25 protein-coding genes and 2 tRNA genes are annotated in these 26,210 nt (G+C 67.5%); 12 read left to right on the forward strand and 15 right to left on the reverse strand.

Features of this window, described 5'->3' with window-relative positions; translation table 11 throughout:
- Nucleotides 1–25: 25 nt before the first annotated feature.
- From Q8K84_RS04270 to Q8K84_RS04300, 7 genes are all read right to left on the reverse strand, one after another.
- Nucleotides 26–3,178, reverse strand: coding sequence for a TonB-dependent receptor (locus Q8K84_RS04270; RefSeq protein WP_305281163.1), 3,153 nt, complete (start codon nucleotides 3,176–3,178; stop codon nucleotides 26–28).
- A 147-nt stretch (nucleotides 3,179–3,325) separates the two neighbouring features.
- Nucleotides 3,326–4,276: a FecR domain-containing protein gene (locus Q8K84_RS04275; protein ID WP_305281165.1), complete on the reverse strand. Its 951-nt coding sequence runs from the start codon at nucleotides 4,274–4,276 to the stop codon at nucleotides 3,326–3,328.
- Nucleotides 4,242–4,829 (reverse strand): RNA polymerase sigma factor, encoded by a 588-nt coding sequence (locus tag Q8K84_RS04280; protein ID WP_305281168.1) that lies wholly within the window; start codon nucleotides 4,827–4,829, stop codon nucleotides 4,242–4,244. Before Q8K84_RS04280 ends, Q8K84_RS04275 begins: the two co-directional genes overlap by 35 nt.
- Nucleotides 4,830–5,082: 253 nt before the next feature.
- Nucleotides 5,083–5,706, reverse strand: a complete 624-nt coding sequence (locus tag Q8K84_RS04285) for an ABC-type transport auxiliary lipoprotein family protein (protein ID WP_305281171.1) — start codon at nucleotides 5,704–5,706, stop codon at nucleotides 5,083–5,085.
- Nucleotides 5,703–6,641: an MlaD family protein gene (locus Q8K84_RS04290; RefSeq protein ID WP_305281173.1), complete on the reverse strand. Its 939-nt coding sequence runs from the start codon at nucleotides 6,639–6,641 to the stop codon at nucleotides 5,703–5,705. The genes Q8K84_RS04285 and Q8K84_RS04290 overlap by 4 nt, the downstream gene beginning before the upstream one ends.
- A gap of 2 nt (nucleotides 6,642–6,643) precedes the next feature.
- A complete protein-coding gene (locus Q8K84_RS04295; RefSeq protein WP_370867827.1) occupies nucleotides 6,644–7,480 on the reverse strand; it encodes an ABC transporter ATP-binding protein in 837 nt (278 codons plus the stop codon).
- Complete coding sequence (locus Q8K84_RS04300; RefSeq protein WP_305281175.1) at nucleotides 7,477–8,586, reverse strand: ABC transporter permease; 1,110 nt, start codon at nucleotides 8,584–8,586, stop codon at nucleotides 7,477–7,479. The genes Q8K84_RS04295 and Q8K84_RS04300 overlap by 4 nt, the downstream gene beginning before the upstream one ends.
- A 270-nt stretch (nucleotides 8,587–8,856) precedes the next feature.
- Between Q8K84_RS04300 and Q8K84_RS04305 the strand changes: the two genes are divergently transcribed.
- Complete coding sequence (locus tag Q8K84_RS04305; protein WP_305281177.1) at nucleotides 8,857–9,213, forward strand: hypothetical protein; 357 nt, start codon at nucleotides 8,857–8,859, stop codon at nucleotides 9,211–9,213.
- 87 nt (nucleotides 9,214–9,300) lie between these two features.
- Here Q8K84_RS04305 and Q8K84_RS04310 read toward each other — a convergent pair whose 3' ends face one another.
- The 4 genes from Q8K84_RS04310 to Q8K84_RS04325 all read right to left on the reverse strand — a co-directional run bounded on the left by Q8K84_RS04310 (nucleotide 9,301) and on the right by Q8K84_RS04325 (nucleotide 11,475).
- The gene (locus Q8K84_RS04310; RefSeq protein ID WP_305281178.1) at nucleotides 9,301–10,026 is read right to left on the reverse strand and encodes a superoxide dismutase; all 726 of its coding nucleotides are present in this window, start codon (nucleotides 10,024–10,026) and stop codon (nucleotides 9,301–9,303) included.
- Nucleotides 10,027–10,281: 255 nt separating this feature from the next.
- Nucleotides 10,282–10,941 (reverse strand): glutathione S-transferase family protein, encoded by a 660-nt coding sequence (locus Q8K84_RS04315; protein WP_305281181.1) that lies wholly within the window; start codon nucleotides 10,939–10,941, stop codon nucleotides 10,282–10,284.
- Nucleotides 10,942–11,041: 100 nt separating this feature from the next.
- The gene (locus Q8K84_RS04320; RefSeq protein WP_305281182.1) at nucleotides 11,042–11,317 is read right to left on the reverse strand and encodes a DUF1294 domain-containing protein; all 276 of its coding nucleotides are present in this window, start codon (nucleotides 11,315–11,317) and stop codon (nucleotides 11,042–11,044) included.
- 82 nt (nucleotides 11,318–11,399) lie between these two features.
- Nucleotides 11,400–11,475 (reverse strand) — tRNA-Lys (locus tag Q8K84_RS04325).
- A gap of 91 nt (nucleotides 11,476–11,566) precedes the next feature.
- Between Q8K84_RS04325 and Q8K84_RS04330 the strand changes: the two genes are divergently transcribed.
- A complete protein-coding gene (locus Q8K84_RS04330; RefSeq protein ID WP_305281185.1) occupies nucleotides 11,567–11,923 on the forward strand; it encodes an Hpt domain-containing protein in 357 nt (118 codons plus the stop codon).
- 21 nt (nucleotides 11,924–11,944) lie between these two features.
- On the opposite strand, the gene Q8K84_RS04335 is transcribed toward Q8K84_RS04330, so the two are convergent.
- Nucleotides 11,945–12,157 carry a hypothetical protein gene (locus Q8K84_RS04335; protein WP_305281187.1) on the reverse strand — a complete coding sequence of 71 codons (213 nt, stop codon included), beginning with the start codon at nucleotides 12,155–12,157 and terminating at the stop codon, nucleotides 11,945–11,947.
- A gap of 169 nt (nucleotides 12,158–12,326) precedes the next feature.
- Between Q8K84_RS04335 and Q8K84_RS04340 the strand changes: the two genes are divergently transcribed.
- On the forward strand, nucleotides 12,327–12,893 hold the full coding sequence (locus Q8K84_RS04340; protein WP_305281189.1) for a hypothetical protein: 567 nt from the start codon (nucleotides 12,327–12,329) through the stop codon (nucleotides 12,891–12,893).
- A gap of 116 nt (nucleotides 12,894–13,009) precedes the next feature.
- On the opposite strand, the gene Q8K84_RS04345 is transcribed toward Q8K84_RS04340, so the two are convergent.
- Nucleotides 13,010–13,084: transfer RNA gene (locus tag Q8K84_RS04345), tRNA-Val, on the reverse strand.
- 16 nt (nucleotides 13,085–13,100) lie between these two features.
- Nucleotides 13,101–13,823 (reverse strand): HAD-IA family hydrolase, encoded by a 723-nt coding sequence (locus Q8K84_RS04350; RefSeq protein WP_305281190.1) that lies wholly within the window; start codon nucleotides 13,821–13,823, stop codon nucleotides 13,101–13,103.
- 91 nt (nucleotides 13,824–13,914) lie between these two features.
- Here Q8K84_RS04350 and glmU point away from each other — a divergent pair, with 91 nt between their 5' ends.
- The 6 genes from glmU (at nucleotide 13,915) to Q8K84_RS04380 (ending at nucleotide 21,546) form a co-directional block, all read left to right on the forward strand.
- Nucleotides 13,915–15,276, forward strand: coding sequence for a bifunctional UDP-N-acetylglucosamine diphosphorylase/glucosamine-1-phosphate N-acetyltransferase GlmU (gene glmU, locus Q8K84_RS04355; protein ID WP_305281191.1), 1,362 nt, complete (start codon nucleotides 13,915–13,917; stop codon nucleotides 15,274–15,276).
- 90 nt (nucleotides 15,277–15,366) lie between these two features.
- Nucleotides 15,367–16,050 (forward strand): ribose-5-phosphate isomerase RpiA, encoded by a 684-nt coding sequence (gene rpiA, locus Q8K84_RS04360; protein ID WP_305281192.1) that lies wholly within the window; start codon nucleotides 15,367–15,369, stop codon nucleotides 16,048–16,050.
- A 17-nt stretch (nucleotides 16,051–16,067) separates the two neighbouring features.
- Nucleotides 16,068–17,453: a glutathione-disulfide reductase gene (gor, locus tag Q8K84_RS04365; RefSeq protein WP_305281194.1), complete on the forward strand. Its 1,386-nt coding sequence runs from the start codon at nucleotides 16,068–16,070 to the stop codon at nucleotides 17,451–17,453.
- Entirely contained in the window at nucleotides 17,450–18,700 is a 1,251-nt protein-coding gene (locus tag Q8K84_RS04370; protein ID WP_305281197.1) for an O-antigen ligase, read from the forward strand. Before gor ends, Q8K84_RS04370 begins: the two co-directional genes overlap by 4 nt.
- 61 nt (nucleotides 18,701–18,761) lie before the next feature.
- Complete coding sequence (locus Q8K84_RS04375) at nucleotides 18,762–20,141, forward strand: class II 3-deoxy-7-phosphoheptulonate synthase (protein WP_305281199.1); 1,380 nt, start codon at nucleotides 18,762–18,764, stop codon at nucleotides 20,139–20,141.
- Between the two features lie 28 nt (nucleotides 20,142–20,169).
- Entirely contained in the window at nucleotides 20,170–21,546 is a 1,377-nt protein-coding gene (locus Q8K84_RS04380; protein ID WP_370867828.1) for an MATE family efflux transporter, read from the forward strand.
- A gap of 6 nt (nucleotides 21,547–21,552) precedes the next feature.
- Here the strand turns inward: Q8K84_RS04380 and Q8K84_RS04385 are convergent, their stop codons facing one another.
- Nucleotides 21,553–22,455: a cobalamin biosynthesis protein CbiG gene (locus tag Q8K84_RS04385; RefSeq protein ID WP_305281202.1), complete on the reverse strand. Its 903-nt coding sequence runs from the start codon at nucleotides 22,453–22,455 to the stop codon at nucleotides 21,553–21,555.
- A gap of 131 nt (nucleotides 22,456–22,586) precedes the next feature.
- Here Q8K84_RS04385 and Q8K84_RS04390 point away from each other — a divergent pair, with 131 nt between their 5' ends.
- The 3 genes from Q8K84_RS04390 (at nucleotide 22,587) to Q8K84_RS04400 (ending at nucleotide 26,147) form a co-directional block, all read left to right on the forward strand.
- Nucleotides 22,587–22,928, forward strand: coding sequence for a lipoprotein (locus Q8K84_RS04390; protein ID WP_305281205.1), 342 nt, complete (start codon nucleotides 22,587–22,589; stop codon nucleotides 22,926–22,928).
- Between the two features lie 75 nt (nucleotides 22,929–23,003).
- On the forward strand, nucleotides 23,004–23,927 hold the full coding sequence (locus Q8K84_RS04395) for a Gfo/Idh/MocA family protein (RefSeq protein WP_305281208.1): 924 nt from the start codon (nucleotides 23,004–23,006) through the stop codon (nucleotides 23,925–23,927).
- Nucleotides 23,928–24,080: 153 nt separating this feature from the next.
- Nucleotides 24,081–26,147, forward strand: a complete 2,067-nt coding sequence (locus tag Q8K84_RS04400) for a TonB-dependent siderophore receptor (protein WP_305281210.1) — start codon at nucleotides 24,081–24,083, stop codon at nucleotides 26,145–26,147.
- Nucleotides 26,148–26,210 lie beyond the last annotated feature (63 nt).

The following is a 26,210-nucleotide window of genomic DNA, read 5'->3' on the forward strand; positions in this document are numbered from 1 at the left end:
CTTTTCCAATTGTGGGGGGCGACATCTAGAAGCTCATCCGCACGCCGGCCTTGAAGGCGCGGCCGACAAGGTCGTAGGGAGAGCCGCCAAGGCTGATCGCCACAATCGGCGGGTCCTTGTCGAACAGGTTGTCGATATTGAGATAGGCCTGAATCTGCCGGCCGGGCCGATCGACGACCTGATAGCGCAGGCTGGTGTTCCAGTAGACCGCCTCTGGCCAGACGTTCTTGTTCACGCTGTTGGAAGCGGCCGGGTTGTAGTTCGGGTCTTCCGGCCCCACGAGATTGACGTTGTACTTGATGGAGCTGGTGTAGCGGACCATCAGGTTGGCGGTCAGTCGGCCAAGATTGTAGGTGGCCTGGCCGTTCCAGGACCAGGTGGGGATCGTGGCGCCGGCATTGTCGGTGTCTCTGACGCCGGCGATGGTCCGCAGGTCGTCGACCCAGGTGCCCAGGGCCCGCACCGTCAGAGAGCCTGGCAGGTCAAAATTCTCCAGCGGGGCCCGATAGGCCATCTCGATATCCACCCCGTTGGTCTTCAGGGCGTTGAGGTTCAGCTGGGGCACATTGACCCGGGCGACGCCGATTGGGCTGCTGGGATCAAGCTCGACAAAGCGGGCGTAGGACTGATCGCCCTGGACCAGCAGGCGGTCGAGGATTTCCTGGACCCCCAGGGTGGCGATGACGTCGCGGATCTCGATGTCGTAGTAGTCCACCGAGGCGCGGAAGCCTGAGGCCCATTCCCATGTGGGCTGGATGACCACGCCTAAGGTGGTGGTGTCGGCGGTCTCCGGGACGAGCTGGTCGTTGCCCACCGTGTTGCTCTTGGTGAAGCCCGAACGGCCGGTGACCCGGTTGACGACGTTGGGATTGCCCTCTGAGCCCGGATTGAACAGCTCATTGATGTTGGGGGCGCGGATGTCCCGGGAGCGGGTGAAGCGCAGGCGCAGGGCGTCGACGGGCTCCCAGGTGGCGCCGACCTTCCAGGTGGTGACCGAACCGGAGGTGGAATAGTTGGTCCGCCGCACCGCGCCGTTCAGGTCCAGGGACTGGGCGAAGGGCAGGTCGCGCAGGATCGGCACGCCCCCTTCGAGATAGGCCTCCTTGACCTCGATCTCACCCGTATAGGTGGGGTAGTTCTGGTTCATCAGCGCGCCGCGCTTGCAGTCGGGGCAGCCGTTCACATCGGCGGTGTCCTTGCGCCACTCGAACCCTGTGGCGACGGCCACGGGGCCGGCCGGAAGGCTGAAGAGCTCACCGGCCAGATTGGCCTGGACGGTGTATTGACGAAGGTCGTTCTTCTGCTGCGACGCGGAATTGAAATAGGCGTTCGCGGCCTTGTTCTGCTCCACATTGGCGCCGAAGATATTGTAGGGCACGCAGCCGGGGGAGAGGTTGGCGATCCACTTGGCCCGCTCCTCCGGGCGCTGAGCGTTGAAGTGGGGGTTGGTCTCTACGGGACCGCAGGCCGGCTTACCGTCGGGCCCCGTCACCACGTAGGCCGCCTGGAAGAAGTCAGCTGTACGGGGCGTTCCGCTGAGGTTGGGATTGAAGGTCGCCCGGCCAAGGCCGACGCCCACGTCCCATTTCCAGTCGGTGAACACCTTTCCATCGATCCCGAAGTCGGCCTGCAGGCTTTCGGTGCGGTTGCGTGACCGGATTGAGCCGACATCGTCTCGTCGGGTGGCGCTGTAGGGGATCCGATCGACCCCGGCGGCTCGCATCGCGGCGACCACCGAGGCGGGCAGGAAGGGGTTCGTGATCAGGACCGGGTAGTTGTTGTAGTTGGGAATCCGCGCGCCGAACGACTGGCCGTAGGTCAGCAGATTGCCATAGTGCAGCTGCGCGAAGGCGTTGATGTCAGGGGTCAGTTCATACTCGACCCGGGCCAGGGCTGCGCTGCGGTCATAGGCCGGACGCAGGCGCTGGTCGGGGTTCTCCCAGCTGTCGACGGTGCCGCCGATCATCTCGGTGTTCCCCACGATCGAGCCGTACTGATACTGGTAGATCCCGCCGTCGGCGTTCCAGGCGGTGCCCCGCAGGGGGCCAGACGGAACCAGGCCATTGGAATTGTAGGCCGAGGTGAAGACATTGTTGGAAATGATGGTGGCCGGCAGGCCTGCTGGACGGTTGGCCGGAAGAGACAGGACGCCGGGATAGCTTTCCCCCCAGTCGCGGGAGTCCATCAGTCCTGAGCCGTTGTTGAGGGTGAAGTCGCCGCCGATGATGAAGTGACCGCGGCCATCGGCGAAGGAGGTCCCATAGGCTGTGGACCCGTTGACCTCGACATTGTCGCCTTCCTGCGACACGCCGTAGTGCATGTTGACGTCGAGCCCCTCCATCCGGTTGCGCAGGATGAAGTTGACCACGCCGGCCACGGCGTCGGAGCCATAGGCCGCCGAGGCGCCGCCGGTGACGATCTCCACCCGTTCGATCAGGCTGGTCGGGATGAGATTGGTGTCAAAAAGACCAGTCTGGCCGTCGGGGACGTGACGGCGGCCATTGAGCATGACGAGCGTCCGCTGCCCGCCCAGGCCGCGCAGATCCAAATTGGCCTTGGAGGCGTTCTGCGCGCCGGTCGAATTGACGCTGGGGCCGCTGGAGCCGCGGAAGCTCGGAATGTCGCGGACAATTTCGAAGACGCTGGCGGCGGCCCGTTGTTCGATTTCCGCGGCGCCGACGGTGGTGACCGGGGTCGGGGCCTGGAAGCCGCTCACCTGGAGGCGCGAGCCGGTCACCAGGACTTCGCCGACCTCGACCTCAGCGGCCGCCGGAGCGGGTGGCCGCGCGGCCTGGGCCGTCTGGATAGGCGCGCTCGGAGCCTGCCAGGCGGTTCTGATCAGCGGCGCCGCCGGCGCTGGCCCAAGGGTGATGGTGCGGCCGTCGTCGGCGACCACCACGAGATCGGTGCCGGCCAACAGCCCCTGCAAGGCCTGACGGACCGGCAGGTCCCCCTGGACGCCACGGGTCTGCTTGTGCCTCACCTGATCGGCGGCGACGAGGATCTGGACCCCGGCTTGGCGGGCGAATTCGGCGATGCCTGACGACGCCGGCTGAGGGGCGACCTGGAAGGGCTGAACCTGCGCCCACACCGGCGCGGCGGTCAGCATCGCCCCGACGGCGCAGGCGCCAAACAGGCCCCGCCGCCATGCGCTCATCGTCTTGCTATTGGTGCTCATCTTATCCCCCGTGACTGATGCCGGCTCCATCCGGCGTCAGGGGGGAGGACGGCCTGGGGTCACAGTTCCGGGGGAGGCGGCCCGCAGGTCGGCCCATTCCACAGGGATCGCTTGAAAATTAGTCAGACGTCGAAGCTTGCGGCGCGATCACGGGCGCCGCAGGCGCAGGACCTCGCCTTCGCGGCGAACCTCGGCGCCGAGGAGGGTCGTCACCGATGTGACGAAAGATTCCGGATCCCCCGTCCGAAACAGGCCGACCAGCTGTTCGCCGCCGAGCTCGGGATCCTCGACGACGATCTTCAGCGAATTATAGCGGTTGAACTCCGCGGCGGCCTCGCTGAGGGTCTCCCCGTCGAGGACGAGCTCCCCCTGACGCCATGCGAGGCTGCGACGGATCGCGGCAGGGTCAGGTCTCACCACAAAGGCCTGGTCTGTATCGGTGACCGACAGCCGATGGCCCGCGCGCACGTCGGCGCGCTGACCGCCATCAGACCGCGAGGCCTCGACCACGCCTTCTGTGACCTGCAGGTCCGTTCGCCCGCCGAGCTGGCGAACACTGAACGCCGTCCCCAGGGCCTGAAATCTCGCCCCACCCGCCTGGACGATAAAAGGCCGTTGGGGATCATGGGCGACATCGAACCAGGCCTCCCCTTGCAGGACCTCGATCTGTCGCCGGCGCGTGGTGATCTGGACCTTGAGCGCGCTCTCGGTGTTGAGGATCATCTGGGTGCCGTCGGCCAGAGGGGCCCGCCGGATCTCCCCCAGGCCGGTTGTGAATCGCTCGGTCCCGAGGTTCATCACGATGGCGGTCCCGCCAATCGCCGCCGCCGCGGCTCCACCGCCCCAGGCCAACAGGGCGCGGCGGGGCAGGGTGGGAGCCTTCGCCGGCTGCAGATCAGTCGATGGGAGGGCTCTGGCTCGATCCACCAGACTCAGGGCGGCCTGGGCGCGCAGATAGGCGCCCTGTCGCCGGGGATCCCCAGCCAGCCAGGCGGCCAGTTCAACGTCAGTCGTCGGCTCAAGGCCTCGCGCATCGCTCCGCACGGCCCAGAGGGCCGCCTCGTCATCGATCTCGTTTGCGGCTTGAACCTCTGACATCTGGCTGTGTGCGGCTGGCCGCCTCTTCTGTCCCATCGACCCCGGTGAGGGCGCTCAGGATGAGACGCAATCCCCGCGCCGCCTGGGCCTCCACCACATTCTCGGTGACGCCGAGCCGCTGGGCGATCTCACGCTGGGACAGCCCATCGACCCGGCGCAACATGAATATCGTCCTGCACCGCTCTGGCAAAGCCTGGATCACGGCCTGGACCCTGCGAAGTTCAAGGCGGCCGGCGACCACCCGTTCCGCAGACGGCGCATGATCTAAGACGTCCAACAGCGCTAATTCCGTCGTTCGGGCGAGGGAGACCACCCGGGCCTGCCTAAGCCGGTCCGTCACGACGCTGCGAATGGTCTGGAACAGATAGGCCCTGCCGTTCTGGATATGATCGATCGAGGACAGGGCGGCGATACGGCAATAGCCGTCCTGAACAATGTCGTCGATCTCATCCCGACTCCAGCCGGCGCGGCTCAGCCAGCGACGCACATCCCCCTCGTGAGGCAGGATCTGCGCGCCGACCCAGGCCACGAATATTGCGCGGGTTTGGACCATGGCGGTGTTCCCAGGCGGCGCCGGAGGCGCAGACCATCCACCCTGACGGTTGAATCGCGCTGACGCAGTAGCAAGGCGCGGTGTCCCGCAAACACCAGCCACAAGGCCAAGCTGACCTTTAGGCGTTCATTCAGGGGCAGGAACGCGCAGACGCTTGCTCGGTCTGCAGGCGAGGCCCGAGCCAGCTCGCTCAAGGCGTGCGCACTCATGGGGTGCGGCCGCGGCCGCGTACCTGTTTCGGTTGTCGGCGGCTCTAGCCGCGCGGCGCGCCGCGCCGATTGGACCAGTCCACCAGGGCGGCAAGGACCTCACTGACGGCGGTGTCATAGGCCGCCACGATCTGGCCAACCCGGTTGTCGGGCGCGCGGACCTGGGCTTCGAAAATCTCTTCGGCCACCAGGGCGCGGTCGTCCCGAGCCACCAGAGTCGCCCGCAGCCGGACAATCACCAGCGGGGCGGCGCTCTGGCCTTGGTCATAGACCGTCTCGAACTGACGGACATCAAGGCGCAAGACGCTGGCGGCCTCACGCACCTCGCCCCGCGTAACCAACCGGGCGGGGCCGGTATTGGCGTCGAAGGCCTTGGCGACCGCCTCGTCGAACAGGGTGCTGGCCGGCGCGACCCATCGTGCGCTGGCCACATAGGCCGCTTCAGTTCCGGTCATGGTCAGGATCCGGTCACCGCTGGCGGCGCGATCAAAGCCGGTGCTGGGCAGGACAAGACCGAAGGACTGGGCGCTACGGGGCGCGTCCACGGCTCCCATCGCGCCCCCAAAGCGGTAGAGCTGAGAGGGGTCGGCGTCGGGGAGCAGTGAGACGCAGGCCGACAGGCAAAGGGCGGTGGCGGTGATGGCCAGGGTCCGCAGTTTCGCGATCATGGCTGAATTTCCATTTCCTTGGCCGGCCCCTTGCCGACAACCCCGCGGGGGTTGGAGCTGACCTCATTGGTGAGCCGCGAGAGAGACTCTGCGGCGTCCTGCAGGGTTTCGGCGGCGCGGGTGACCTGCGGCAGGCCGTAGGTGGCGAAGTCCGCGGTGGGACCTTCCAGGCTGGCGAGCATGCGGCGCAGATCAGCAGCGGCGGCCTCGGTTTCCGTGGCGGCCTGGCTCAGGCTGGCCATCGCCGCGCGGCCGTCGGTGTCGACGATATCGCGGGTGGAGGCCGCGAGCGCCCGGGCCTCTTCCGCCGCCTCGCCGATGTTCTGCAGGGCGGCCTGCGCGTCGGCGATGATCGCCTTGCGCTCCCGCAACTCCGCGGTGACCGCCTGGGCGTCGGAAATGGCCGCCCCCAGGGTCAGAATGTTCTCGTCAGACAGCACGCGATTGACCCGGTCCAGGGCCTCCACGGTCCGCGACAGCACCGTCCCGCCGCCTTCCAGGAGGTCAGCCAGGGTGCTGCGCTGACTCTGGATGACCGGGACCCTGCCTTCCGGCGCGGTCTCCTTGAGCAGGGGCCGGGTGGAGGTGCCTGCGGTGATCTGGATATAGTTCAGGCCGGTGATGCCCTGTGGCTCGAGGGTGGCGAAGGAGTCGACGCGGATCGGCACGTCGGAGTTGACCCGCACGCGGGAGATCACCCGGCTCGGATTGGTCCGGTCGAGGGAAATGTCCGTCACTTCACCGACCTTGATGCCGTTGAAGTGGACCTCGCCCCCCTGGGTCAGGCCTCGGACGGGCCCCTGAAACAGGATGTCATAGACATCATAGTCCCGGGCGAAGGCCACCCGCGCCAGCCAGATGCTGAAGATCACCAGCCCCACGAAGAGGATCAGGGTCGATAGGCCCACCAGGGCGTAGTTGGCGTTCTTTTCCATGGTCAGGCCCGGCTCCCCTGGGCGGTCGCTTTCGCCGCAGCGCGGCCCCGGGGTCCAAGGAAGTATTCCTGAATCCAGGGATGGTCGGAGGATTCGAGCTCGGCGACCGGCGCCTCGGCCACCACCTTGCGGTCGGCGATCACCGCCACACGGTCAGTGATCGTATAGAGGCTGTCGAGGTCGTGGGTAATCATGAACACCGTCAGGTGGAGGCTGTCAGAGAGGTCGCGGATCAGCTCGTCAAAGGCTCCCGCGCCGATCGGGTCAAGACCGGCGGTGGGTTCGTCGAGAAACAGCAGATCGGGATCCAGGGCGAGCGCTCGGGCCAGGGCCGCACGCTTGCGCATGCCCCCCGACAGCTCTGAGGGCTTGAGGGCGCCGGCGTCGGGCCGCAGGCCGACCAGGGCGATCTTGAGGTCCGCCAGCTCTTCCATCTCCCGGATCGACAGCTTTGTATGCTCGCGCATGGGCGCCTCGATGTTCTCACGCACGGTCAGGTTGGAGAACAACGCGCCGTGCTGGAAGAGAACGCCCCAGCGGCGTTCCAGTCCCCCGCTCTTCCGGGCGCCGCTGACGTCCTGTCCGAAGACCTTGACCGTGCCGTCCTCGGGGACCTTGAGGCCGATGATGGAATTGAGCAGGACCGACTTTCCTGAGCCCGACCCGCCGACCACGGCCACGATCTCGCCGCGTCGGACATTGAGGTTCAAATCCTCATGGACCACATGGTCGCCGAACTGCGAACGCAGGCCCTCGACCTCGATCACGAAGTCATCCGGGCGGTCGGTCTGCGGGGCTTCAGCCTGCGGGACGACGGACGGGGGGGCGAGGTCGGTCAAATGTCCAGCTCCATGTAGAGCAGGGCGAAGGCCGCATCGATCATGATGATGGCGAAGATGGCGTGGACCACCGCCGCCGTCACCCGCCGGCCGAGGGACTCCACGTCGCCGCCGACCTCCATGCCCTGGCGGCAGCCGATGCCGGCGATGACGATGGCCATGATCGGGGCCTTGGACAGGCCCACCCAGAAGTGGGTTGGGCCGACATATTCCAGAATGCGCTGGAAGAAGAAGCTCGGACCGATGTCCAGCACGCTCCAGGTGACGGCCAGACCGCCGCACAGACCCGCCAAGGTGGCGACGAAGGTCAGAAGGGGGATGGTCACCAGCAGCGCCATGAAGCGCGGGAAGACCAGGGCCTCGAACGGATCGACACCCATGACCTTCATGGCGTCCACCTCCTGGTTCATCTTCATCGAGCCGATCTCGGCGGCGAAGGATGAGGCTGACCGGCCGGCCAGGAGGATGGCGGTGATCAGGATGTTGAACTCACGCAGGACCGCGACGCCGATCAGCTCGACGGCGAAAACCTGGGCGCCGAACTCGCGAAGCATGTTGGCGCCCAGCAGGCCGACCACGGCGCCGATGAAGAAGGAGGTCACCGCGACGATGGGAATGGCGTCCAGTCCAGCCCGCTCGGCCAGAGAGAAAACCGACGCCCAACGGATCCGCATGGGATTGGCCACGCTCTTGGCCAGCACGATGAGCAGATGGCCGGCGAAGACCAGGGTGTCGAAGGCGTCATAGCCGGTGCTGACGACGCCCTTGCCGATCCGCACGGTCATTTCGTGCCAACCGCTGGGTTCGCGTTTGGGCGGCTCGCGCTTGGCGGCGGCCTCAGCGACGAGTTCGATCAGTCGCTGGCTTTCGGGGCGGGCCTCGACTTTGGCCGGATCGAGGACGCCGCCTGCGGCGCGGATCAGGGCGAAGGCGCCCGCGGTGTCGAGCTTGCCGACCTCGGTGAGGTCATAGTGCGCCGCCGGCGCGCCGCGGAGCGCGGCGCTCAGACGGCGGCCTTCCCGGTCAAGGGCGTTGAGCGTCCAGTCTCCCGTCAGCTTGACCGTCCGTGCGTCACCGTCCCCCACGAGTTCGAAGGCGGCAGGCATTTGGCCGTTGGGAGAAACCTTGGAAATGGTGCGGCTCCAAACTCATGGCGGACTCAGACGGCGCCGCCCCGCGAAATCCTAGCAGAGCCGGGGGTCTGGTCGGAACGTCTTATGGCGCCGGTTGTTCCCCGACGACGAAAGTTGCCGAAAATCCCAAGCGTGACCATGGATCACGTCTCGCTTTCGCCCGAATTGACCGTGTAGAGAGGGGCGGTCGGTGGGAGCCTCACCGACACATGGAAAAGCGTATTCAAGGCTGGGAGCGTTGCGTTGGCCCGCCAACTCGATTTCGTCGGCAAGTCCGGCGCCAATTATCGTTACACCGCCCTGGAGGATGATCGCATTCCTCCAACGGCTGGTGCTAACTACGTCATCGCCGAAACCGGTCCGGAGACCCGTCTGATCTATGCGGGGGAAACCGAGAACGTCATGGCCGCGGACCTGGCAGGGCGTCTCGATGAGGTCCGTCAGCGATGGCCGGCGGCCGAGTTGTTGCTGCGGCTGAATGTTCGGCGCGCGGTGCGAATGGCTGAGCGGGATGATCTGGTGGCCGAGCATCTGCCGCCGCTCAACGATCCGCCCGAGACGCAGCCGTCCGCTGACCAAGGCGCCTCTCCGAACATATGATCTGAGGGCTGGCCCGGTCAGCGGGGCGACGATCCCGACAAAGGGCGGCCTGCGCCTACCGATCAGGTCGGCGCAGGGTCGTCAGCGTCAGTCCTGGCGTGCAGCGTCAAACAGGCGGCTGGCCTCGTTCCAGTTGAGCACCTCCCACCAATTGGTGAGATAGCTCCCGCGGTTGTTCTGATGCTTCAGGTAATAGGCGTGCTCCCAGACATCGTTGGCGACAATGGGCGCGCCCTTGACCGGGGCGTCGTCCATCAGCGGGTTATCCTGGTTGGGTGTCGAGACGACGGCCAGCTTTTCGCCGTCCCAGACAAGCCAGGCCCAACCTGAGCCGAACCGTTGAGCGCCCGCGGCCTCGAAGGCCTTCTTGAAGGCGGCCATGGACCCGAAGTCCTTGTCGATCTCGGCCTTGAGGCCGTCGGAGGCTTCGCCGACCTGATCTGTCGGGGCCATCAGCGTCCAGAACAGGGTGTGGTTGTAGTGACCGCCGGCGTTGTTGCGCACCGCCGCCGGGTGGTTGGAGACCTCGGCCAGGATCGCCTCCAGCGACTTCCCGGCCAGGGCGGGCGTTTCAGCCACGGCGGCGTTGAGGTTGTTCACATAACCCTGGTGGTGGCGACCGTGATGGATCTGCATGGTCTGTGCGTCGATCACCGGCTCAAGGCCATCGTACCCGTACGCCAGAGGGGCGAGCTCAAAGGCCGCGGCGGGAGCGACGGCGGTCTGGGACGCGGCCGGCTGAGCCTGCGCCAGGGCGGGCGCAGCCACAAGGCAGGTGGCGAACAGGGCGAGGCGCAACGTAGGCAGAGGCATTTTTGAGGTCATCCTTCAGTTCTAACGGGCGGCGGCGAGCATAGCGCCACGGCGGCTATCTCGACAGGTCTGGGCGCAGGCTCTGGGCGCGGCCCTATCGCTGGCAACGCCCCAAGCGCGCGAAGCGTTGCAGCCGCTTGGCGCGCCTTCCGCAGCATTGGAGCCCCGTTCTGTGGTCGAAACGCGCTCAAATCCTTGAACCCAGCGCCTCAGATGTCAGTCGCGCGGGCCAGAGGAGGGTGCGTAGGCGAATCCTCAGCTCTCAGCCTTGCGCATCAGCTCGCGGCGCTCCTCCAGACCACGGTGCAGTTCCACCAGGACCCGTGCGGCGTGGGGGTTCTGCTGGATGGCGCTCCAGTAGGCGGCAACCTTGGGCGCGTCCTTCAGCGGATCGGGGACATCGAAGGTGGGGGTGACATTCTCCACCAGGAAGAGGGCCGGAACCAGGGTGCAGTCGGCCAGGGACAGTTCCCCCCCGACGGCGAAGCCCGTGCCGTCCAGGTACTGGTCCAAGGTGCGGACCCCCCGGGCGGTCTGGCCGGTCAACAGGTCGCGAACGCCGTCATTGCGGCTCGATCGCCGGCCCTGCGGAATGCACATGAAGATGTTGTTCATGACGTAGATGTCAGCGATCCGCGACACCGTCCGGATGCGGGCGCGCTCCCGGGGGGAGGCCCCCAGCAGGGGCGGGGCAGGGTAAAGCTCTTCCAGATATTCGCTGATCACCTCGGACTCAGCGATCACCTCGTCGCCCAGGTCCAGGGCGGGGATGCGGGCGATGGGGGATACCTTGCTGAAGCCGGCCTGCGGAAAGCCGGGTGGCCGGGCCAGCTCGATATCCTCGATGCCCTTGGCGTAGATCTGCATCCGCACCTTGGCCGAATAGGGGCTCAGGTCCCCGCTGTAGAGCTTCATCGACATCTTCCCCGTTCGTGGCCGCCAGTCTGGCGCGGCGTCTCGCCTACGCATAGGGCGCCCTCTGGCCCCGTGGCGACCTCGACGGTGTCCGGCGCGTTCAGGCGGGGCCACGGGCCAGCCACAGCGCCAGGACGACGGCCTGGGCGCCGACGATTCCGGCCAGTCGGGCGCCGAAGGGTTGCTTGCGCGTCTTGTGCCGAAGGATCTGCTGGGCGGCCAGGGCCGCAGGCGCCCCGCCCAGGGCGGCCATCAACAGGAGGGTCCGCTCAGCCATCCGTCGACCGCCGTCCCGGGCCCTCTGTTTGTCGAGGGCGAAGACTGCGAAGGTCGCGATGTTCAGGGCGATCAGACCAAAGGCGGCCAGGGTCCACATGAGAGATTGCTCCGCCGCAGCCAGATCGGCGCATCCGATCCCGCTCCAGCGCGAGGCCACCTTCAGTTTTCGCGGGAAAACTTGGTGGGTGCAGTAGGATTCGAACCTACGACCCGCTGATTAAGAGTCAGCTGCTCTACCAACTGAGCTATGCACCCGTCGCGTCAGACCCCTTCCTGCGGGGGTCCCGGCGAGGGCGCGGAACATAGCCGGATTTCCGGGCTTGGCAAGCGAGGGACGGAGAGAATTATGGCGCGGCGCGATCTGACCGGGGCGGTGGACTTCGCCTATCTGGAATCCTACGCCGCCGGCGACCTGGAGGTGGTGGCTGAAGTCCTGGAGCTGTTCCGCCAGCAGGCGGCGCTCTGGGCGCCCCTGATCGCGCCCGGCCAGGAAGGGTGGCCCGACGCGGTCCACACGATCAAGGGAACCGCCCGGGGGATCGGCGCCCACACTCTGGCGAAGGCCTGTGAAGCCGCTGAGACCCACGGTGAGGGGCGGCTGTCGGCGGTGCGGGACGCCCTCGATGCAGCCCTCGCCGACGTGGCGGCCTATGTCCACGAGCTCATGCTGCGCTCGCTCAAGGGACCCCCGCGCTCGCCTTGAGGTGTCAGCTCACCTGGGCAGTCAGTGGGCGCGGCCGCCGCCTTCGTCAGACTCGACCCCTTGGTCGCCGCCATCGGCCTCGGGATCAACAGGGTCCGGCGGTCCCTCGGCCCCGTACTGGGCCAGCACCCCGTGCAGTCCAAGCAGGGCGTCCTGCGTCACCACGGCGTGCAACCAGACCTCATAGCGCCCGTCGCTCAATGGCCGGTAGGTCAGCTCGGGGGGCTTGCTCATGATCAGGTCCGAATCGCGGGGCGTTCGGCGCAGACTACCCCATCGGCTCGCCCCCTGAGACCCAGGCCGGCGGCCGGCGAGGCGCAAAGCGATTAGACGCAAGCCTCTGTCCGCGCCTAGGATCATGCGGAAAGCGGCCAGGCGCCGCCCCCTTTGCGGAGAAGACCTGATGAGAATCGCCCTGATCCTGGCGGCGGCGGCCTGGCTGGCCACAGCCCCCGCCGCCCTTGCCCAGAGCCCGGCAGGCGCGTTCTTCGACGCTCTGGGCAAGCTCTGCGGCCAGAGCTTTGCGGGTCAGGTGGCCGCCGGCAACGAGACCGATGCGGCTTTCCGCGAGGCTGAGCTGATCATGCACGTGGCGAGCTGCAGCGAGACCGAGATCCGGATCCCTTTCCATGTGGGCGAGGATCATTCGCGAACCTGGGTCATCACCCGCCTGGGCGATGATCGGCTGCGTCTGAAGCATGACCACCGCCACACCGACGGAACCGAGGACGAGCTCTCCCAGTACGGGGGCGACAGCCTGGAGGCGGGCTCGGCCGGCCGTCAGAGCTTCCCGGTGGACGCCTACTCCATCGCGCTGTTCACCCGTACCGACCGGACGGTGTCGAACACCAATGTCTGGTCCCTGGAGCTGTCCGACGAGGCCTTCACCTATGAGCTGGCTAGGCCTGGGCGCCTGTTCCGGGTCGCATTCGATCTGACCCAGCCCCTATCGACCCCGGCGGGTCTTTAAGCGCCAGCCGTCCGCCGGATCAGTCTGAGCCGTCTCGAAGGTCGAAGAGGAGCGGGCGAGTAAGGTGGGGATCTGGCCAGCGCCGCGGGGAGAAATCTCTGACCCGCTGAAAGGAATGGTGGATGCGACAGGGATTGAACCTGTGACCCCCTCGGTGTGAACGAGGTGCTCTCCCGCTGAGCTACGCATCCATCGGAAGGGTTGCGCCTATAGCGTCTCGTTCGGCCCGGGGCAAGCCGGCAGTAGCTGCAAACAGGCGGCGGGCAGGTCGGCGTAGTGGTCGATGAGGATGTCGGCGCCCAGGTCGGCGACCGGAACCTCGGTATAGCCGAAGCTGACCAGGATCAGGGGCACGCCCGCGGCCCGGGCTGCGCCGGCGTCCGGGGAGGCGTCGCCGATCATGATGGCGCGGCTGGCCTGTCCTCCGGCCCGGGCGATGGCGGTCTCCAGGTGGCGGCGGTCGGGCTTCTGGGCCGGGGCGGCGTCAGCGCCGACAACGGCCTCGAACAGGGATGACAGGTTCAGCGCGTCCAGCAGGTTGGTGGAGAGGTCGGTACGCTTGTTGGTGCAGACCACCAGGCGCGCGCCGGCCCCCCGCAGGGTTTCCAGGGTCTCGACCATGCCGGGGAAGGGCGCGCTCTCATCGGCGATATGGGCGTTGTAGCGGGCGATGAAGCGGTCGAAGAGGCCGCCCATGGCGTCGTCGGCGATGGGATGGCCAGCCTCGCTGAAGCCCCGTTGCAGCAGCCAGCGGGCGCCCTTGCCGATGAAGGGACGGGCCTCGGCCAGCGGCAGGGGGGCGTGGCCTTCCTCCTGCAGGATGACGTTCAACGTGCCGACCAGGTCCGGCGCGGTGTCCACCAGGGTCCCGTCGAGGTCGAAGGCGAGCGTCGCGCCGGCCAGGGCCGAGAGGTCGAGGGGGGCGGCCATGACGGATGCGTTTCCTTTCGTCGAAACCTGTCGCCGTTTCGGCTAAACGCCCCATGATTGCAATGCCGTCGACTCGCCAAGGACCTGTCCCATGACCTTCAGCGCCAGACCCCGCGCCGCCGTGATCCTCGCCGCTGGTCAGGGCACGCGGATGAAGTCGCCTGTGCCGAAGGTGATGCACAGGGTCGGCGGCCGCACCATGCTCGACCGGGCTATCGACGCCGTCCAGGCGGCTGGCTGCGCGCGGGTGGTGGTGGTGGTCGGGCCCCACAGCCCCGAGGTGCGCGCCGCGGTGGTGGCGCGTCTGGGGGAGGACGCGGTCGCCGTGCAGGACCCGCCGCTGGGCACCGGTCATGCGGTGCTGGCCGCCCGGGAGGCCCTGGCTGATTTTGACGGTGAGGTGCTGGTCACCAATGGCGATTGTCCCCTTCTGGAGGGCAAGGACCTCGAGCCCTTGTTCGCCCTGCGCACTCAGGGGGTGGCCCTGGCCCTGCTGGGATTTGAGCCCGTCGATGCGGCGCTTTACGGCCGGCTGATCCGCGGCGCCGACGGTCACGTGCTGCGGATCGTGGAGGCCCGCGACGCCAATGAGGAGGAGCGCCACGTCCGGGCCTGCTATTCGGGCATGATGGTCGCCGACCGGGCCCAGCTGTTCGCCTGGCTGGCCCGGATCGGCAACGACAACGTCAAGGGCGAGTACTATCTGACCGAGGCGGTCGCCATCGCCGTCGCCGACGAGGCGCAGGTTCGTGCGGTGTTCGCCGCCGAGAGCGCGGTGATGGGGGCGGACTCGCAAGCCCAACTGGCCGCGGCCGAGGCCATCTTCCAACAGCGGCGGCGACACCACTTCCTCAGCGAGGGGGTGGCCATGCCGGCCCCGGACACGGTGCATTTCTCCTGGGACACGCAGATCGCGCCCGGCGCCACGGTCGAGCAGTTCGTGGTCTTCGGTCCCGGGGTCAGCGTTGCGACCGGCGCGGTGATCCGCGCCTTCAGTCATCTGGAAGGCGCGCAAGTCGGCGAGGGCGCCCTGGTGGGCCCCTATGCCCGGCTGCGCCCTGGCGCCCAGATCGGCGACCGGGCGCATATCGGCAATTTCGTCGAGGTGAAAAAGGTGGTGGTCGGCGAGGGGGCCAAGGCCAATCATCTCGCCTATCTGGGAGACGGGACGGTGGGGGCGGGCGCCAATATCGGCGCTGGGACGATCTTCTGTAACTATGATGGCTTCGACAAGTTCGAGACCCATGTGGGCGAGGGCGCCTTCATCGGCTCCAACTCGGCCCTGGTGGCTCCGGTGCGCATCGGGGCCGGCGCCTATACGGGCTCAGGTTCAGTGATCACCCGTGATGTGGCGCCCGACGCCCTGGCCCTGGGGCGCGGGACGCAGGTGGAGAAGAGCGGCTGGGCCGCCGGTTTCCGCGCCACCAAGGCCGTGCGGTCGAAAAAGCCCTGACATCGGCCACCGTTCGGGCGTGGTCTTCCCCGCCCCAGGCGCCTAGAAGAAAGCCCCCGCCAAGGTCCGGCGGCCGAGCACGGAATCAAGATGGACGCAGACGCCCAGAAAAAGGCCGCCGGCGAGGCCGCCGCCCAGATGGTCGAGGCCGGCATGGTGGTCGGGCTGGGCACGGGTTCGACCGCAGCCTGGTTCGTCAAGGCGCTGGCGGCCCGTCAGCTTGACGTGACCTGCATCGCCACCTCGGTGGCCACCGCTGAACTGGCTCAGAGCCTGGGCCTGAAGCTCACTGAGCTTGGACCAGTGAAGTCCATCGACCTCACCGTGGACGGGGCCGACGAGATCGGCCCGGCCCTGTCGCTGATCAAGGGGGGCGGGGCGGCCCTGCTGCGCGAGAAGCTGGTCTGGGAGGCCTCGCGCCGCTGCGTGGTCATCGCCGACGCCGCCAAGCGGGTGTCCATGCTGGGCAAGTTCCCGCTGCCCATCGAGGTGGTGGCCTTCGCCCACCAGACAACGGCCCTGCGCATCTGTGACGCGCTTTCGGAATGCGACCTGGGCGTCGCGCCGCGTCTGCGGATGAAGGACGGGGCGCCGGTGCGGACCGACGGGGGCAATCTTATCTATGACGCCGCCTGTGGTCGGATCGAGGACCCCGCGGCGCTCGCCGATGCGCTGAAGAGCGTCACCGGCGTGGTCGATCACGGCCTGTTCCTGGACCTGGCCGACCTGGCCCTGGTGGGGACGCCCCAGGGCGTCGTCACCGTCGAACCCTGAAGTGGAGTGACCTGAGCGTGGCCCAGTACGACTACGACCTGTTTGTCATCGGCGCCGGTTCTGGCGGGGTGCGCGCCGCGCGACTGGCGGCCGTGAGCGGCGCCCGCGTGGCGGTGGCCGAGGAGGACCGGGTCGGCGGCACCTGCGTGATCCGCGGCTGCGTGCCCAAGAAGTTCATGGTCTACGCCTCGGAATATGCCGGTCATTTCAAGACCGCCCAGGCCTATGGCTGGAGCTTTGGCGAGGCGCCGCGCTTCGACTGGCCGACCTTCCTGGCGGAAAAGGACAAGGAGATCGCCCGTCTGTCGGGGATCTATGTGACCAACCTGCAGAACGCCGGCGCCGAGCTGGTCCACGCCAAGGGACGTCTGGCGGACGCCCACACCATCGAACTGGTTGGCAAGGACAAGACCGTCACCGCCGGCAAGATTCTCATCGCCACTGGCGGCCGGCCATGGGTCCCGAAGGACCTGCCGGGGATCGAGCACGTCATCACCTCAGACGAGGCCTTCCATCTGGCGGATCTGCCCGAGCGGATGGTGATCGCCGGCGGCGGCTATATCGCCGTGGAGTTCGCCTGTATTTTCAGCGGACTTGGAGTTGACGTGACCCTGGTCCACCGGGGCCCGAACATCCTGCGGGGGTTTGACGACCATGTCCGCGCCCATCTGGCCGAAGAGCTGGAGAAGAAGGGCATCAAGGTTCTGCTGGGCTGCCAGCATGAGCGGGTGGAGAAGACAGCCGGGGGCCTGGTGAGCCACCTGTCCAGCGGCGCGACCCTGAACTCCGACCTCGTGCTCTTCGCCCTGGGCCGTGAGCCCTATGTGGAGGGGCTGGGACTGGAGGCCGCCGGCGTGGAGGTCCAGGACGGGGCCATTGTGGTCGATGACTATTCCCGCACCAATGTGGAGAACATCTGGGCCGTCGGCGACGTCACCAACCGGATCAACCTGACGCCCGTGGCGATCCGCGAAGGCGCAGCCTTTGCTCAGACCGAGTTCTACGACAACCCCACGACCTTCGACCACGAGATGGTCGCCTCGGCGGTCTTCTCTCAGCCGGCCATCGGCTCGGTGGGGCTGACCGAGGCCGAGGCGCGCCGCGCCCATGGCCAGGTGGATGTCTATCTGTCTCGCTTCCGCGCCATGAAGCACACCTTTTCGGGCGGAGAGGAGCGGGCGCTGATCAAGCTGGTGGTGGACGCCGAGAGCCAGAAGCTGCTGGGCTGCCATGTGGTGGCGCCCGATGGTCCGGAGATCATCCAGATGGCGGCGATCGCGCTGAAGATGGGCGTCACCAAGGCCCAGTGGGACTCCACCTGCGCGGTGCATCCGACCCTGGCTGAAGAACTGGTGACCATGCGGGAGAAGTATCTGCCCCAGGACCTGGGCCCGGTGGCGTGAAGCTGGCGGCCTCCCTCTTCGCCGGCCCGGGGTTCGCCCGCTGGTGCGGCTGGGTGCTGGTGTTCGCCGCAGCGCTCACCGGGCCGCTGGGTTGGGTGGGGCCTCTGGCCTTCGCCGTACTGCTCAGCCTTGTGGGCTTGCTGACCTTGCCGGCGCTTGAGGTGCGGGAGGCCGATCGGCCCGCCGCCCTGGCCATCCTGGTCCTGGTGATCTGGGCGGCGGGCTCCATGCTCTGGAGCCCCTATGAGCCCGAAGCCCTGTGGAGCTCGAATGCGGTCAAGCTGGCCTGCCAGGCGGCGCTCTATTGGGCGGCCTATTGCGCGGTGCGGCGCGCCGACCCGCAGATCCTGCGCTGGGCCATGGCGGTCTTCATGTGGGGCCTGTCGGGCCTGGCGGCGGTGATCATTGTCGAGGCGGTCACCGGCGCCGCCCTCTATCAGGCCCTGCGCCAGGCGATCTCTGATCCTATCCGGCCGGACTTGGCGGTCCGCAACGTGGCCCAGGGTGTGTTTGTCCTGGCCGTGCTTTGGGGGCCGGCCGCCCTGGCCGCGATCCGTCTGGGCTGGTGGCAGCTTGCGGTGCTCATGGCCGCTGGCCTCGTCGCCGGCGCGGTGGGGCTAAATGCGGACGCTCCCTTGATCGCCCTGGCGGGGGCCAGCGCAGCGGGCGCTGCGGTCTATCGGTGGCCGCTCATCGCCCCGCGGGTGCTGGGCGCCGGCGCCGGTCTGTTCTTCCTCGCCACGCCGCTGATCCTGTGGGCGCTGCGGGAGCAAGGAATCTATGCCGCGCTGCAGGACAGGGTCAGCCTCTCCTGGAGCATGCGCATGGACTACTGGAGCTATGCGGTGGACTGGATCAGCGACAAGCCTCTGCGGGGCTGGGGCCTGGACGCCAGCCGCATGTTCGGGCCGGGCATCCGGCTGCATCCCCATGACGCCGCCCTGCAGGTCTGGCTTGAGCTTGGCGTGATCGGGGCTGCGGCCGCCACCGTCTTCTGGGTGACACTCTTTCATCGTCTGGAGCGGCGCAGCCCCGACCTGGGAGCGGCGGCGGGAACAGCCGCGGCGGTCAGCTATCTCACCTTCGCCGCCGTGAGCTTCGGGGTCTGGCAGGAATGGTGGCTGGCCCTCGGCGCGCTGGCTCTCGTCACAGCCGCCGGCGCCCAGCGTCTGGCCATGGCCACCTCGACGTCAAAGGCTGCAGCGGGGTCGCGCAGAGCATCGACCTATCCCCCCATATCGGAGTAGAAGGCCCCTCTTTCGTCCCCGGGCATCGCCGCCCGATCTCGGGATGACGCGGAGCCGACTGATGAGCGACAACTGGAAACCAGCGTCCTGGCGCGCCAAGACCGCCAAGCACATTCCGGACGACTATCCGGACGCTGCGGCCCTTGAGCGGGTGGAGCAGACTCTGCGCGGCATGCCGCCCCTGGTGTTCGCTGGCGAGGCGCGACGCCTGAAGTCGCTGCTGGGCGATGTGGCCGAGGGCCGCGCCTTCCTGTTGCAGGGGGGCGACTGCGCCGAGAGCTTCAAGGAGTTCCACGCCGACAACATCCGCGACACCTTCCGGCTGATCCTGCAGATGGCGGTGGTCCTGACCTTCGCCGGCGGCAAGCCGGTGGTGAAGGTGGGCCGCATGGCTGGCCAGTTCGCCAAGCCCCGCTCCTCCGCCGTCGAGAAGATCGGCGATGTGGAACTGCCTTCTTATCGCGGCGACAACATCAACGGCATGGAGTTCACGCCTGAGGCCCGGGCGCCCGATCCGGAACGCCTGCTGAAGGCCTATGCCCAGTCGTCCTCGACCCTGAACCTGCTGCGGGCCTTCGCCGGCGGCGGCTATGCCGACCTCTACAACATCCACCGCTGGACCCTGGGCTTCGTCAATGACAGCCCGCAGGGCGCCCGCTACCGCGAGCTGTCGGAGAAGATCAGCGAGGCCCTGACCTTCATGGCCGCCATCGGGGTCACCCCCGACAGCCATCCCGACCTGCACCGGGTGGAGTTCTTCACCTGCCACGAGGCCCTGCTGCTGGGCTTCGAGGAGGCGATGACCCGCGTCGATTCCACTTCAGGCGACTGGTACGACACCTCGGCCCATCTGCTGTGGATCGGCGAGCGGACCCGTCAGCTGGATGGGGCCCATGTGGAGTTCTGCCGCGGGGTGAAGAACCCCGTGGGCGTGAAGGTCGGCCCCTCCCTCGAGCCCGATGAACTGTTGCGCCTGATCGATGCGCTGAGCCCGGCTAACGAAGCCGGTCGCCTGACGCTGTACGGCCGGTTCGGCCACGACAAGATCGCCGACCGTCTGCCCCGTCTGATGCAGGCCACCAAGGCCGGCGGACGCAACGTGGTCTGGGCCATCGACCCGATGCACGGCAACACGCTCACCGCCGCCAATGGCTATAAGACCCGGCCCTTCGATCGCATCCTGTCGGAGGTGAAGTCCTTCGTCGAGATCGCCAAGGCAGAGGGCGTGCATCCCGGCGGCGTCCATTTGGAGATGACGGGCCAGAACGTGACGGAATGCCTGGGCGGCGCCCGCGCCCTGAGCGAGGGCGACCTGGCCGACCGCTATCATACCCACTGCGACCCGCGCCTGAACGGCGAGCAGGCCCTGGAACTGGCCTTCCTGGTGGCCGAGAAGCTCAAGGAAGACCGGGTCGACATGGCCCGCCGGGTGGCGGTCTAGTCCAGCCGCCAGTCTGACTGGTGATCCCATGACCCACCCCGCGAGCCCCGAGGCGCCAGCGGCGCCCGGGCGCCACATGCTCGTGCGTCAGGATCTGCGACAGCTGCTGAAGCTGTCGGGGCCGGTGGTGCTCGCCCGCCTGGGCATCATGACCATGGGCCTGATGGACGCCATCGTCGTGGGGCGCTACTCGGCCGTGGAGCTCGGCTTCCACGCCATGGCCTGGGCGCCCACCTCGGTGATCCTGACCATGGCCATCGGCCTGCTGACCGGCGTCCAGGTGATGACCGCCCGCGCCGTGGGCGAGGGGCGCCGGCATGAGAGCGGCGCCGTGCTGCGACGGGGGCTGGTCTATGGCGCCTGGATAGGTCTCGCCTCCATGCTGGCGCTGGTCGCCGTGGCGCCCTGGGGCCTGTCGCGGATCGGTCTGGAGCCCAGCCTGGCGGCGGGCTCCATCGGCCCGGTGATCATCTTCGCCCTGTCCCTGCCGACCTATGTGGTGGCCTGCGCGGCCAGCTTCTGGCTGGAGGGCCTGTCGCGGCCTGGGCCGGCCATGGTGATCATGTGGCTGGCCAATGTGGTCAACCTTGTCTTCCTGCTGCTGCTGGTGCCTGGCGTCTTCGGCTTGCCAGCCCTCGGCGCCGTCGGCGCGGCCTGGGCGACCTTCGCCGCCCGGGCCTTTCTTGTGGCGGGCCTGCTGATCTACATCGCCAGAATGGCTGAGGCCCGCGAGCTAGGCGTGTTCGCCAAGCCCATTCGTGACCGCCTGGCCGAAGCCGAGCAACGCAGGGTCGGCTACGGGGCCGGCGCCTCCAACTTCTTCGAGGTGGCCGCCTTCGCCTCCCTCAACATCGTCGCTGGCTGGATCGGGACCTTGGCGCTGGCGGCCTGGACCGTGGTCCTGAACGTGATCTCCATGGTCTTCATGGCGCCGCTTGGCCTGGCGGCGGCTACGGCCGTCCTGGTCAGCAGCGCCTATGGCGCCCGGGACCGGGCGGGGGTCGCCCGCGCGGCCCTGGTCGGTTTCGCCGTGACCGCCGTCTTCGGAGTCGTCGTTTCTTTCGTGATCTGGCCCGCCGCCCCCTGGATCGCGGCCGCCTATACGACCGACCCGCAGGTGATCGCGGTCGCCGCCGCGGCCCTGGCGCTTTCCTGCCTGTTCCTGCTGGCGGACGGGCTGCAGGTGGTGATCGCCCAGGCCCTGCGGGCGCGCGGCGATGTGTGGATGCCCACCTTCACCCACCTGACCAGCTATGTGGTGATCATGATGCCGCTGGCCTGGTGGCTGGCCCTGCCCATGGGCATGGGCGTCACCGGCCTCGTCTGGGCCGTGATCCTGGCGAGCCTGGTTTCGGTCGGCCTGCTGGCGGCGCGCTTCTGGCGGCTGTCGCTCCAGCCCCTCTGAACCGCTTCAGCGACCGGCGCCGAGGATCCAGCCCTCTTCGCGCTCGGCCTCCGCCAGAGCCGCCTCGTCCAGGCCCCTTGGCGCGGCGAACAACTCGGCCAGCTTGCCGGCTTCGTCCAGCTTGGCGAAGTGTTCGGCGGTCTCGCGCACCTGGACCAGGTCTTTCACCTCTCCCGGGGCGGCCTTGATCTTCAGCAGGGACGGATAGACCTCGGCGACCACGGCTTCGACGCCCTCCAGGTCGGCTGGCGTCAGAGCGCCGAAACCGGTCTCCAGCGGCCAGACGCGCAGGGCCTCGCCGCGGGCGGCCTTCAGGCGCTTGACGGCCGGGATGCCCAACAGGGCCTGACCACCCACCGAGCCATTGTAGTAGAGCTTCCAGATCGACGCCGCGCCCTTGGCCGCGACATCGGCATAGCGAAACTCCGGCAGATCATCGGGACCGTGCGCCCTGGTGCGCTTGGGCTGCAGGGTGGTGAGCGCGTCCTTGGGCGGGCAGCCCCAGAACGGGAAGGGGCCGCCGGTCAGGCGCCGATTCAGCTCCGAGCCGACGCCAAAGCGGTTATTGGTGTTGTCGGCCTTGTCCTTGACCATCTTGTCGACCTGATCCCAGACCGCCCGCCACGGCGGATCGCCGGCCAGGTTCAGGCCGGCCGCGAAGCCGCGGGGAAATCCCAGGGGGAAGTCGAAGCCCACCAGGGCGCGCTCGCCCCGCTTTCTCAAATCGTCGAGGATCGTCCCCAGCAGCTTCTCGGCTTCGCCGCGGGTGGCGGGATTGTGGGACTCAAACGACATGCGGAAACGCACATCACGCTTGAGCACGCCGATCCAGACGGAGTCTGTCCCGGTGCCCGGCTTGGCCGCCGCGCTCCAGTCAACAATCAGATAGGCGCTGAAGAGGCGCGACACGGCATGGCTCCGGACGGAAAAGGGGGAGGAGTTCTATTTGTAGACCGTCGGCCGGGGCGGGCCAATGGCATGTCGTTCACAAGACACACAAGATGGCTATGGTGCGTCTTGGTTCGTCCCCGGAGATTCCTATGAGAGCTGTCCTGTTCGCCGCCGCCCTGGCCTCCACCCTGGCGCTCGCCGCCTGCGGACAATCGTCTGACACCTCGGGCTCGAGCGGCGCGGCCAGCGTGGCCGAGGTAGCCCCCACGGGGCCTGAGCTGAGCGGCGTCGGCGTCATCGCCACCCTGGATGGGCGGAGCGTGTCCATCGACCACGAGGGCGTCGAGGGCGGGCAGCCCGCCGGTCGCCAGGAGTTCCGCGCCTACGCCACCGTCCTGGCCGAGGCGCCGCTGGAGCCCGGCTCGCGGGTCAGCTTCAAGTATCAGGATGCTGAGCCTCTGCCCGTCCTGACGGAACTTACCGCGCGCTAGGCCCCTCTCCAGCCCGGATGGTGGCGCCCGCCTGGCGGATCATGCTAGGCGGCCCCCCCGGGCCATGGAGGTGATATGAGCGAGTCCCTGCGAGGCGGCGTCATCGGCGCCGGCGTCTTCGGCGCCTATCACGCCCGGCAATACGCCCGTCTGCCCGGCGTAGACCTGGCCGCCGTCTTTGATCCCCATCCCGAACGGGCCGCGGCGCTCGCCATGCCCCTGGGCGGTCGAGCCTTCGCCACCCTGGAAGACTTCCTGGAGGCGGTGGATGTGGTCACCATCGCGTCCCCGGCCGCCTTTCACGCCGAACAGGCGCTCGCGGCGGTGAAGGCCGGCAAGTCGGTCTATATTGAAAAGCCGATCGGGGTAGATGTCGCCAAGGTCGAGGCGGTGGCTCAAGAGGCCGCCCGGCGGAACCTGACAGTCGCCTGCGGGCACCAGGAGCGGGTGCTGTTCCAGGTGATGGGCCTGTTCGATATCCCGGCCCAGCCCCTGCGGCTGGAAGCCGTGCGTCACGGCCCGCCGTCAGACCGCAGCCTGGATGTGTCCGTCGTGCTCGACCTGATGATCCACGACCTGGACCTGGCCCTGGCCTTGTCGAAGGCCGCGCCGGTGACGGCCGAAGGGGAGGGGGCGGTGGTTCGGTCTGACTCCTGGGACACCGCGCGAAGTGAGGTGACCTTCGACGACGGTTTCACCGCTCTGTTCGACGTCTCCCGCGTGGCGCAGGCGCGGCGGCGCACCATGAAACTGGTCTATCCCTCCGGCGAGTTGGAGATCGACTTCCTGACCCGCGAATTCCGCAACACCACGGGCTTCGCCCTGAACGCCGACTTCGCCGACACCCCGGCGGCCAAGGACACCCTGGGCGCCAGCATCGAGGCCTTCCTCGCCGCCGTTCGTGGCGAGGCGCCCCGGCCCATTGTCACCGCCACTGAGGCCATTGCGGCCCTCGACCTGGCTCTGGCTGTCGAGCAGGGCCTGACCGCCGGAGCCTAGACCGGCGAAACCGGCGACGTTAATGAGACTCGTTCGCAATAATTAGCTTGCCACCTCCCGGGCCATTGAGGCAGAAATGCGACTGCGAAGCGGTCGCATAATGCGGTCCGGGCGGGGGATGCTATGCGGCGAATTTTGTTGGTTTCGGCGGCGATGACCGCCCTGGCTTCGGGGGCTCAAGCTCAGGAGGCCGAGGTGAGCGAGGTGGTGGTCACAGGACGCGCCCAGCAGCTCTACCGCACCCAGGAGGTGCAGGCCGGCCGCCTGCCGACGCCACCGCTGCAGTCCAGCCAGGCGGTCCAGGTCATCAACGCCGAACTCATCGCCGACCAGGGCGCCCGAGACGCCCAGGACCTGTACCGCAGCATTTCCGGCGTCAGTTTCTTCTCCTACGCCGGCGTCACCGCCCGGGGGTTTCGGCAGGAAGAGATCTTCTTCGATGGCCTGCGCGGCGACCCCTATGCCGGCTTCTCAGTGCCACAGCTCTTCAATGTGGAGCGGGTGGAGTTCCTCAAAGGGCCGGCCGGCATGCTGTATGGCCCCGGGGCGCCCGGCGGCCTCTTCAACTACGTGACCAAGAAGGCCGAGGAGCCGTACTCGGCCAAGGTGGCGGCCGTGGTCGGCAGCGAGGCGCGATATGGGGCGTCGGCTGAGATCAATGGCGCCTTGCCCGTGGCGGGCGTCGCGGGACGCTTTGGCGCCTTTTACGAAGAGCAGAACACCGCGCGGGTGAACGCCCGCTCAGAAATTCTCATCCTCGACGGCGGCTTGAAGATCGACCTGCCGGTCGGTGAGCTGAATCTACAGGCCACCCACTACGACCAGAACCTGCCGGGAAATCGGCTGAGGGGCGTGCCGACCAACAATCTGGGAGAATTCCTCACCGACCGCCGTTGGAACCACAACGAACCCACCGATTTTCTGCGCCTGGAAGCCAATGTCTATCAGGCCAGTTGGACGGCGGAGGCCAGTGACACCCTGACGCTGAACGCGGCGCTTCGGTACACCGACGGGCTGGAGACGCAGAAATACCACGAGCCTTTCGGCCTGGCTGATACGGATGGCGACGGGGTTCTCGACACGTCCAGGCGCCAGTACCGCGACCAGGTCCGGGACCAGTCCAACTGGTCGGCCGCCGCCAATCTGATCTGGGCCTTTGACCTCGCCGGGGTGGAAAGCCGCCTCTTGGCCGGCGCGGACTGGTTCACCAACGAACTCGCGTTTGAGGGCCGCAGCGTCAATGGGACCTTCGTGGCGACACCGACCACGCCGATGCCCCTCAGCCTGTTCAACCCCGTCTATGGCGTTGCGCCGGTCAGCAGCTACCGCCTCCCGGCCTATGCGGTCTCCCTGACGGAGTCCGATCGGGCCGGCGGCTATCTGCTCTATGAGGCGACGGTCGGGAACCTCATCGGGACCGTGGGCGCCCGCTATGACAGGTTCGAGGACGTCTCCGGCACGACATCGTTCGAGGACGACGCCCTGACCTGGCGGATGGGTCTCGTCTATCGTGTACGCCCAGACATCTCGATCTATGGCCAGTGGGCCGAGAGCTTTGAGCCCCAGGGCGCCAGCAGCCAGACGCCCCTGGCTGGGGGTCCCTTCGCCCCGACCGAAGGGGAGATGTTCGAAGCTGGCCTGAAAAGCGAACTGATGGGTGGCCGCCTGCAAGGATCTGCAGCGGTCTATCACATCACGCGAACCAACATCCTGCAGGCCGATCCCCGCGGCGATATCGGCGGCGACGGAACCAACGACCTGGTCGCCTTCGGCGAGATCACCAGCAAGGGGGCGGAATTCGATCTGGCGGCGGACATCACCACCGACTGGGTGCTGACGGCCTCATACGCCTACAACGACACCCGCATCACGGGGGACAATGGCCGGACCGCCATCACCAACAGTGTGGGCGACCGCTTCGCCAACGCGCCGGAGCATACGGTCGGCTTCTGGACCCGCTACCAGTTTCCCGACCTTGGCCTGGCCGTGGCCCTGGGCGGCGACTACGTGGATGTCCGCCGCTCGATGTCCGATCAGAAGGTGCGGCCCTACCTCATCTTCGACGCCTCGATCATCTACACCCACGGCCCCTGGCGGGCCCTGGTGCGCATCGATAATCTGACCGACGAGGTCTACGCCGCCTCAGGTTTCATTGACCGGACGGGGCACTTCCCCGGCGATCCCAGGTCGGTCTTCCTCGAACTTTCCCGGCAATGGTAGCCCTGGACCGGGAAGACACGACGATCGCGAGGCCTCGGCCAAGGAAGAAGGCCTCACGCGTCT

Origin of the sequence: Phenylobacterium sp., from assembly GCF_030679875.1 — a bacterium.
Classification (GTDB): Bacteria; Pseudomonadota; Alphaproteobacteria; order Caulobacterales; family Caulobacteraceae; genus Phenylobacterium.